We start from the raw sequence: 7070 nt of genomic DNA, 5'->3' as shown, positions 1-7070 counted from the left end.
CCCTGAACTGCTTTGACAGGATATTTGCAAGCTCTTCAAATCTTTCAATGGGCCATGTGTTCTCAGGCTTATTGTTGCTGATATTGAATACAACGATGTTGCTATCTGTCTGGATTTTGTTCTCTTTAAAGAAGTTTTTGATTTTATTTCTTGAGTCATGCGCAATCTCAATGCTTGTATCCTTTACTAAATCTTTTATCCCTATAGTTTTTATGAATTCAAAAAGTGCGTCTATCTGGTGCATGGACTTCCAGCTTTTATACCCTTTTACAGGCATATTGTAACAGAGCTGGAGTGGATGCCATGTTTCAGGTATGCATCCAACGCGCATCCTTGCCTTACTTATCATGGTTATCAATGCTATTGTTGAAGAAAAACCTATCTTCAATGCTATTGCAAGATCAAACTTCTCTTTGTTCTGTCTAAAGATATTCCAATGACCAATGTATTTATTTTTATAGATGCCATCTCCTTTTTTATACGTGATTATCCTGTCTATAAAAGACGCACCCTCAATTATTCCTGCATTTGTGCTATCAGCGAGAACAGTAATATGTGCCTGTGGAAATTCTCTGCGTATGGTTTTAAATACAGGAATAGCACATATCATATCTCCGATGTTGTTACGCCTTATGATAAGAATGTTTTTGATATTGTTCTTATCTATTTTTATCATTTCTGATTCCTCAAAATTCTTAACGCTAATTTAAATGTCAAATGACAGCAGAGTAGTTGTCATTCCGAACGAAGTCCTGACCCAAATGGTACAGGGCGAAGTGAGGAATCTTATCATTTCGCTCAGAGCTTGCCCCTGTTTTCAGGTTCCTTTGTAACATGAAAATTTGCTCAGGATTTTTAAGGCGACCTCTTTCACATCATCCGGTTTAATAGCCATCATACATTCCCTCAACTCTATTCCCTCACACATACCTTTTTTGCATGGCTTGCAGGGCATGTCTTTTGAAATAACTATATGGCCCTGACCGTAGGGCATCCATTCTTCCCCTGTCGGCCCAAACAGGGCAATAACAGGTGTTCCAACTGCTGCAGCGATGTGCATAGGTGCAGAGTCAACTCCCAAAAACAAATCAGATGCCTCTGAAATTGCGGCAAGTTCTTTAATGGTGGTCTTACCACAGAGGTCTAACAGAGACGAGGGACGAGGGACGAGGGACGAGCATAAAGACAAAATCCTTTTTGCCTTTTCCATCTCTTTATTATCAGGGGCAGATGTTACAATTACCTTTATTCCCTTATCAATCAGCCAGCTTATCACCTCTGCCATATACTCGTCTTTCCAGCATTTAAAAAGCCATTTCGATGTTGGATGGACATGGACAATCAAATCCCCCCATCCCCCCTTTGCTAAAGGGGGGATTCTTTTAATGTTATGTTCCTCAAAAACCTTTCTTACAAACATCCTGGCATCTTCAGGAATGAAAAAATCTATGGTAAGATTCTCTGCATTAATACCAAATTGTCCAACAACATCAAGATTCTGCAATACCAGATGTCTCTGTTTATCAATGTTTGCAAAATGTGTATAGAGATATTTCTTGCCAATAAATCCTTTTTTGCCAGGATTGCCAGCCAATCTATACCGCGCCCCTGATAAAAAAGATATAATTGCCGCCCTATCTCCTCCTGTGAGGTCAACTGTCATATCAAAACCTTTAGCCCTTATTTCTTTTAAGAAACTAATCTCCTTCATAAAACGTTTGCCTGCAGGTAAGCTTTTTATTGCCCTGTCAAATACTATCAACTCATCAATAACAGCGTTACCTGTTAGCACATCCTCTGTGCCTGAGTTTACAAGGACAGATACAGTGGTTTCAGGAAAGGTTTTTTTCAATGCCCTTATTGTAGGCACTATCAGGAGGACATCCCCGATGTGTCTGAATTTTACAACAAGGATTTTTTTAACGCCTTTGAATATAGGAGTATATGTCATACCTTCAGAAATAAGTTTTATAAGTCTTATCTGTAGGATTCACGCCTGTGATATGCGGCTGTCATATATACTATTTTAGTTTTTTCATCTATCTCATAAAAAAACCGCCAATCACCAACCCTGTAACGCCATGTTTCAGGTTCCCAGTTGCTAAGTTTCTTAATGTTTTGTCCGTAATGAGGTTCTTTTCTTAATTGGGGATAAACATATGAAAGTAATTTGGCTTCAATTTTTAAGGCGGTGCTTTTAGTAATATCTTTTAAATTCTGCCTGAAGTTATTCGTTCCAAATATTTTGTATTTATCCAATAAGTTGACCTCTTTTTGCTTTAGCGTCTGAAGATCCTTTGCGAAGTCTTGCCAAGAGTTTTTTATTGCTTAAAATCTCTGCCATTTCCAATTCGTCAGTAAAGACTGCCTCCTTAATATAACTCAATGCTGCGCTTTCTATAAAATTAGAAATTGGACGTCTTTCAGCATCAGCAAAATTTTTTATTTTTTTGTATGCCTCATCATCTAATCTTATAGTTACGGTTTTTCCCATATCTCCTCCTTGGATTTTATTTTATTCAATTATATTCAAAATAATTCATTTAAGTCAAGCCTTACAATGTGCTAAGGCAATTGTTTCTATAACCTTGTTAACTGATCTTTCAATAGAATAGCCCTCTACTTTAATTCGTGCCTTTTTACCCATCTCCTCAGTCTGCTGCAGAACAGTTGAAATCTTCTCTGCAAATGCACCTGCATCTAAAGGATTATCTATTATAAACCCATGAACCCCATTCTCAATAAGCTCTGAGGCACCATTATACCTGGTGGTTATTACCGGCAGGCCTGATGCCATTGCCTCAAGCGTTGCATTGCTGAAGGGGTCGTATATTGTCGGAAGCACAAAGACATCAGCAATAGCATACAGTTTTTCTACCTCCTGTTCAGGTCCTCTGAAAGTGACGTCTCTATCTATCCCGAACCTTTTGCACACAGAGGAATACAACTCTATCTTTCCCTTTCCAGCAATTATAAGCCTTTTGTCCCGATGCTTCGGGACTAATAAAGAAAATGCCCTTAATAGAGTTATCAGGCCTTTCCTCTTAAAGTCAGAGCCGACAAATAAAATAACCCTGTCTTCTTTTATTTTAAAAGAACTCTTCAGGTTTTTTTTCTCCTCTGAGGACGCTGGCTTAAACCTCTGGAGGTCAACGCCATTATAAATTACCTTTATTTTTCCCTCTGGGAGCGAATAGTTTTTGGCTATATCCTTTTTAACCATCATGGAATTGGCTATGATAATCTTTGAGTTCAAAAAACACTGCCTTTCAAGGGAAAGCAAAGCAATATGATGCGGATTTAAGAAAAAGCTCAGCCTTTTATATAAAGGCTCGATAGCTCCACGCCTCCTCAGCCACTCCCTGTGACATCCATCTCCTGCCCTGTAAATATCCTGATAAAGAGTGCGTTCAAAGCTCATGATACAGTCAAACGGCTCCCTCATCAAAAGGCTTTTAGCCTTCATTGCAAAGTGGAGATTTGACAGGAAGGATGGTTTCTTAAGTATATTAATCAGATGTGTCGCTGCTTTATTTTCTGGCCACAATGCTGTGAAAATATGAACCTCATGGCCTTCATTCTGAAGCCTCTCCATAACAAGACTGAGGTAATTCTCTGCGCCGCCAAAAGGGTTATAATGTTTGCGGATAAGCGCTATCTTCAATTTTTCAAATTACCTCACCAATTGTTTTTCCTTCCTGCTTTGCTGTATTATATCAGACAATCAAGGCTGTTACATGAAATTACTTAAATCCAGCGATAAGAAGGGTTGACTTGAGATGAACGCAGATTATATCTGTGACTATCTGCAAGAAATCTGTGATAATCTGTGTTTTAGTTTATGGCAACAATGATTGAGGATTTTTTAAAGGGCAACAAAACTATTGCTATTGTGGGGCTTGGCTATGTAGGCCTTCCATTGGCCATTGAGTTTGGCAGAACTTTTAAGCAGGTCATCGGCTTTGATATTAAAAAAGACCGCATAGAGCAGCTCTCAAGCAGCATAGATGTAACAGGCGAAATATCAAAAAATGAGATTCTCGCATCAAAGGTAGAATTTACCAGCAATTCTGAAAGGCTGCGAGAGGCCGCAGTAATAATTGTGGCTGTGCCGACCCCGATTGATGAACGCAAGATTCCAGAACTCAGCCATCTCAGGAATGCCTCTGAAACAATCGGGGAAAACATCTCCAGAGGCACAATTGTAGTGTATGAATCAACAGTTTACCCGGGGGTGACAGAAGAGTTTTGTGCGCCAATCATCTCAGACTTCTCAGGTCTTACCTGTGGCAGAGATTTTAAAATAGGTTATTCTCCTGAAAGAATCAACCCAGGCGACAAACTCCATACACTACCAAACATTGTAAAGGTAGTGGCAGCCCAGGACGAGGAAACTGCAGAGCTCCTCGCCCAGCTCTATGGGGCAGTTGTTAAAGCAGGAATCCACAAGGCACCCAATATCAAAACAGCTGAAGCAGCAAAGGTGATAGAGAATATACAGAGGGACCTCAATATTGCACTTATAAACGAATTGAGCATTATTTTCCATAGACTTGACCTTGACACAAAAGAGGTCCTCGCTGCAGCATCCACAAAGTGGAACTTTCTACGCTTTGAACCAGGCCTTGTTGGAGGCCACTGCATAGGGGTAGACCCTTATTACCTTACTTTTAAGGCACAGGCAGTTGGCTATCATCCTGAGGTAATTCTTTCAGGCAGGAGGATTAATGACAGCATAGGCAAATACATAGCAGAGCAGACCGTTAAACAGCTCATAGCCTCAAACAGGGCAGTGAAGGGGAGCAAAATCCTTATCCTCGGCCTGACCTTTAAGGAAAACATCCGTGACATAAGGAATACAAAGGTTTTAGATATTTACAATGAGCTCAAGGATTACGGCGTGGAGGTTTTTATCCACGACCCCCATGCCTTAAAGAAAGAGGTTCTGGAGACATATGGAATTTCTCTCATAGAGAGGCCTGAGGATGCTACTCCTTACGATGGAATAATCTTAGCTGTAAAACATACGGCATATAGAAATTTTGCAATTGAATATTTAAAAACCCTCTGCAATGGCAGCCCTGTCCTTATTGATATAAAGGGTTTGTTTGAGCCTCATATTTCAGAAAAAGCAGGCTTTCACTACTGGAGGCTATAACTCAAAAGTAAGAAGTGAGAAGGGGTAAAAGTAATTTAACATGAAAAATATACTCATTACAGGCTGTGCAGGATTCATTGGCTGGAAGGTCTCTGAAAGGCTGCTTAAAAATGGCTCCACAGTCCTTGGTATTGATAATATAAACGATTATTATGACGTGAGGCTAAAAGAATGGAGGCTCGGTAGTTTAAAGGATAAAGCAAATTTTATTTTCCATAAGTCGGATATATGCGATTATCATTTTTTAAGGGGGCTGTTCTCAAGAAATAAGATAGATGCGGTCATTAATCTTGCTGCGAGGGCAGGGGTAAGGGCTTCGGTTGAAAATCCATGGGCCTACCTTGACACCAATGTAAAAGGGACGTTGAATCTCCTCGAATGCTGCAGGGAATTTGGAGTCAAAAAGTTTGTCCTTGCCTCTACATCAAGCATTTACGGCCTGGACAAAATGCCATTTAAGGAAGATATTAAGACCGATACACCACTTGCCCCATACTCTGCTACAAAAAAGGGGGCCGAAGCTTTATGCTACTCATATCATTACCTATATGGTATTGATCTATGTGTTTTAAGGTATTTCACTGTGTATGGACCTGCTGGCAGGCCTGACATGAGCATATTTAAGTTCATTAAAAACATAGATGCAGGAATAGCAATACCAGTTTTTGGAGATGGTAACCAGACCAGGGATTTTACTTACATCGATGATATTGCAGATGGGACAATAAAGGCTCTGAAACCAACAGGTTATGAGACAATAAATCTTGGAAGCGACCACCCTGTAAAACTCAAATATGTGATTAAACTCATTGAAAAGAATCTTGGCAAAAAAGCAAAAATTAAAACCCTCCCAAGGCACCCTGCTGATGTTACTGCTACATGGGCTCATATAGAAAAGGCAAAAAAACTTCTTGGCTGGAAACCAAAGACCTCTATCGAACAGGGGGTAGAGAAGACAGTCAAGTGGTTTCTGGATAATAAGAAGTTTTTAAAGGGATTAAAGTGGTAACGAGAACGAATCAAAAAATCTGTGCCCTTCAGTGTATTTCCACAAAGTTATTCTGAAGCACATAAGACTGTTCTTTTTTGAAACTATCAAAGGCTCCATTTCTAATAGCGTCCCGCATTTTTTTAAAAAAGCTCAGATAAAAATAAAGATTATGAAGGGTATTTAGCCTCATTGAAAGGATTTCTTTATAACCCGCTTTTGGCAATTCAAGTATACGAAACGGCTATATTAATAATAATTGAGCAACACAACTGTTTATATTTTAAATATTTTCTACTCTGTGTTAAATATTAAAATATTTTAATATTTATAAAGAGTATTGACATAACAAAATATTTTTCTTATACTTGTAGTAACTATGAAGAATGCTTTTCCTATTAAACTATTACGAACTTTGGCAAGAGAGATATTCGCTGGCGTTTCACTTTATAATATTCATGAATATAAAGGGACCGAAACCTTACCAACAATAAACATTAAGGATATTTTTGATGGTCAAATTAATGAAGCAAATCTGTCCCACATTCACACAATTAACCTCAAAAATATAAAAAAAAGTATGGTATTGCCTTATGATGTAATTATTACATCACGTGGCACACAACTAAAAATAGCTGCCATTCCGAACTCTCTAAACCAGGCAGTTATCACATCAAATTTAATTGCAATCAGGCTTGGCGAGCAAATGTTGCCGGGTTTCTTGGCTGCTTATCTTAAAAGTACGGTTGGACAACAGGCGCTTCTTTCCCGTGCAACTTCATCTACAACACAATTAGTGCTGACTATTTCACAGATAGAAGAAATGAAAGTCCCTGTTCCGCCGTTGTCTTTGCAGGAGAAAATTGCTAATTTTGCTAACGCAGTGGAAGAGCAATATCGTCTAAGCATAGAATCTGCAAATTT

At 39.0% G+C, this 7070-nt stretch carries 9 protein-coding genes; 3 read left to right on the top strand and 6 right to left on the bottom strand.

Annotated features, from left to right (window positions below; all coding sequences use genetic code 11):
* The 5 genes from HZC12_08175 to HZC12_08155 all read right to left on the bottom strand — a co-directional run.
* A partial coding sequence (locus HZC12_08175; protein ID MBI5026680.1) for a glycosyltransferase family 9 protein occupies positions 1 to 676 on the bottom strand: 676 nt, incomplete at its 3' end.
* 141 nt (positions 677 to 817) lie between these two features.
* Positions 818 to 1951 carry a putative lipopolysaccharide heptosyltransferase III gene (gene rfaQ, locus HZC12_08170; GenBank protein MBI5026679.1) on the bottom strand — a complete coding sequence of 378 codons (1134 nt, stop codon included), beginning with the start codon at positions 1949 to 1951 and terminating at the stop codon, positions 818 to 820.
* Positions 1952 to 1977: 26 nt separating this feature from the next.
* Positions 1978 to 2259 (bottom strand): type II toxin-antitoxin system RelE/ParE family toxin, encoded by a 282-nt coding sequence (locus HZC12_08165; GenBank protein ID MBI5026678.1) that lies wholly within the window; start codon positions 2257 to 2259, stop codon positions 1978 to 1980.
* The gene (locus HZC12_08160) at positions 2252 to 2494 is read right to left on the bottom strand and encodes a ribbon-helix-helix protein, CopG family (protein MBI5026677.1); all 243 of its coding nucleotides are present in this window, start codon (positions 2492 to 2494) and stop codon (positions 2252 to 2254) included. The genes HZC12_08165 and HZC12_08160 overlap by 8 nt, the downstream gene beginning before the upstream one ends.
* 54 nt (positions 2495 to 2548) lie before the next feature.
* A complete protein-coding gene (locus HZC12_08155) occupies positions 2549 to 3664 on the bottom strand; it encodes a glycosyltransferase family 4 protein (protein MBI5026676.1) in 1116 nt (371 codons plus the stop codon).
* A 186-nt stretch (positions 3665 to 3850) separates the two neighbouring features.
* Here HZC12_08155 and HZC12_08150 point away from each other — a divergent pair, with 186 nt between their 5' ends.
* Together HZC12_08150 and HZC12_08145 are read left to right on the top strand one after the other, a co-directional pair.
* Positions 3851 to 5158: a nucleotide sugar dehydrogenase gene (locus tag HZC12_08150; protein MBI5026675.1), complete on the top strand. Its 1308-nt coding sequence runs from the start codon at positions 3851 to 3853 to the stop codon at positions 5156 to 5158.
* Positions 5159 to 5198: 40 nt separating this feature from the next.
* Positions 5199 to 6167 (top strand): GDP-mannose 4,6-dehydratase, encoded by a 969-nt coding sequence (locus HZC12_08145; GenBank protein MBI5026674.1) that lies wholly within the window; start codon positions 5199 to 5201, stop codon positions 6165 to 6167.
* 28 nt (positions 6168 to 6195) lie between these two features.
* Here HZC12_08145 and HZC12_08140 read toward each other — a convergent pair whose 3' ends face one another.
* Positions 6196 to 6339: a hypothetical protein gene (locus tag HZC12_08140; protein ID MBI5026673.1), complete on the bottom strand. Its 144-nt coding sequence runs from the start codon at positions 6337 to 6339 to the stop codon at positions 6196 to 6198.
* Between the two features lie 186 nt (positions 6340 to 6525).
* Between HZC12_08140 and HZC12_08135 the strand changes: the two genes are divergently transcribed.
* Positions 6526 to 7070 (top strand): restriction endonuclease subunit S (locus HZC12_08135; protein ID MBI5026672.1); only part of this gene is annotated, 545 nt, incomplete at its 3' end.

This window comes from Nitrospirota bacterium (assembly GCA_016214385.1).
In the GTDB taxonomy this organism is placed as follows: domain Bacteria; phylum Nitrospirota; class Thermodesulfovibrionia; order UBA6902; family JACROP01; genus JACROP01.
Note: the sequence above shows the minus strand (reverse complement) of the source record. Positions and strands in the feature narration are given on the sequence as shown.

Coding starts and splice junctions, on each gene's coding strand:
- HZC12_08140 (MBI5026673.1), bottom strand. CDS start 6,339: ATGAGGCTAAATACCCTTCATAATCTTTATTTTTATCTGAGCTTTTTT.
- HZC12_08150 (MBI5026675.1), top strand. CDS start 3,851: ATGATTGAGGATTTTTTAAAGGGCAACAAAACTATTGCTATTGTGGGG.
- HZC12_08145 (MBI5026674.1), top strand. CDS start 5,199: ATGAAAAATATACTCATTACAGGCTGTGCAGGATTCATTGGCTGGAAG.
- rfaQ (MBI5026679.1), bottom strand. CDS start 1,951: ATGACATATACTCCTATATTCAAAGGCGTTAAAAAAATCCTTGTTGTA.
- HZC12_08160 (MBI5026677.1), bottom strand. CDS start 2,494: ATGGGAAAAACCGTAACTATAAGATTAGATGATGAGGCATACAAAAAA.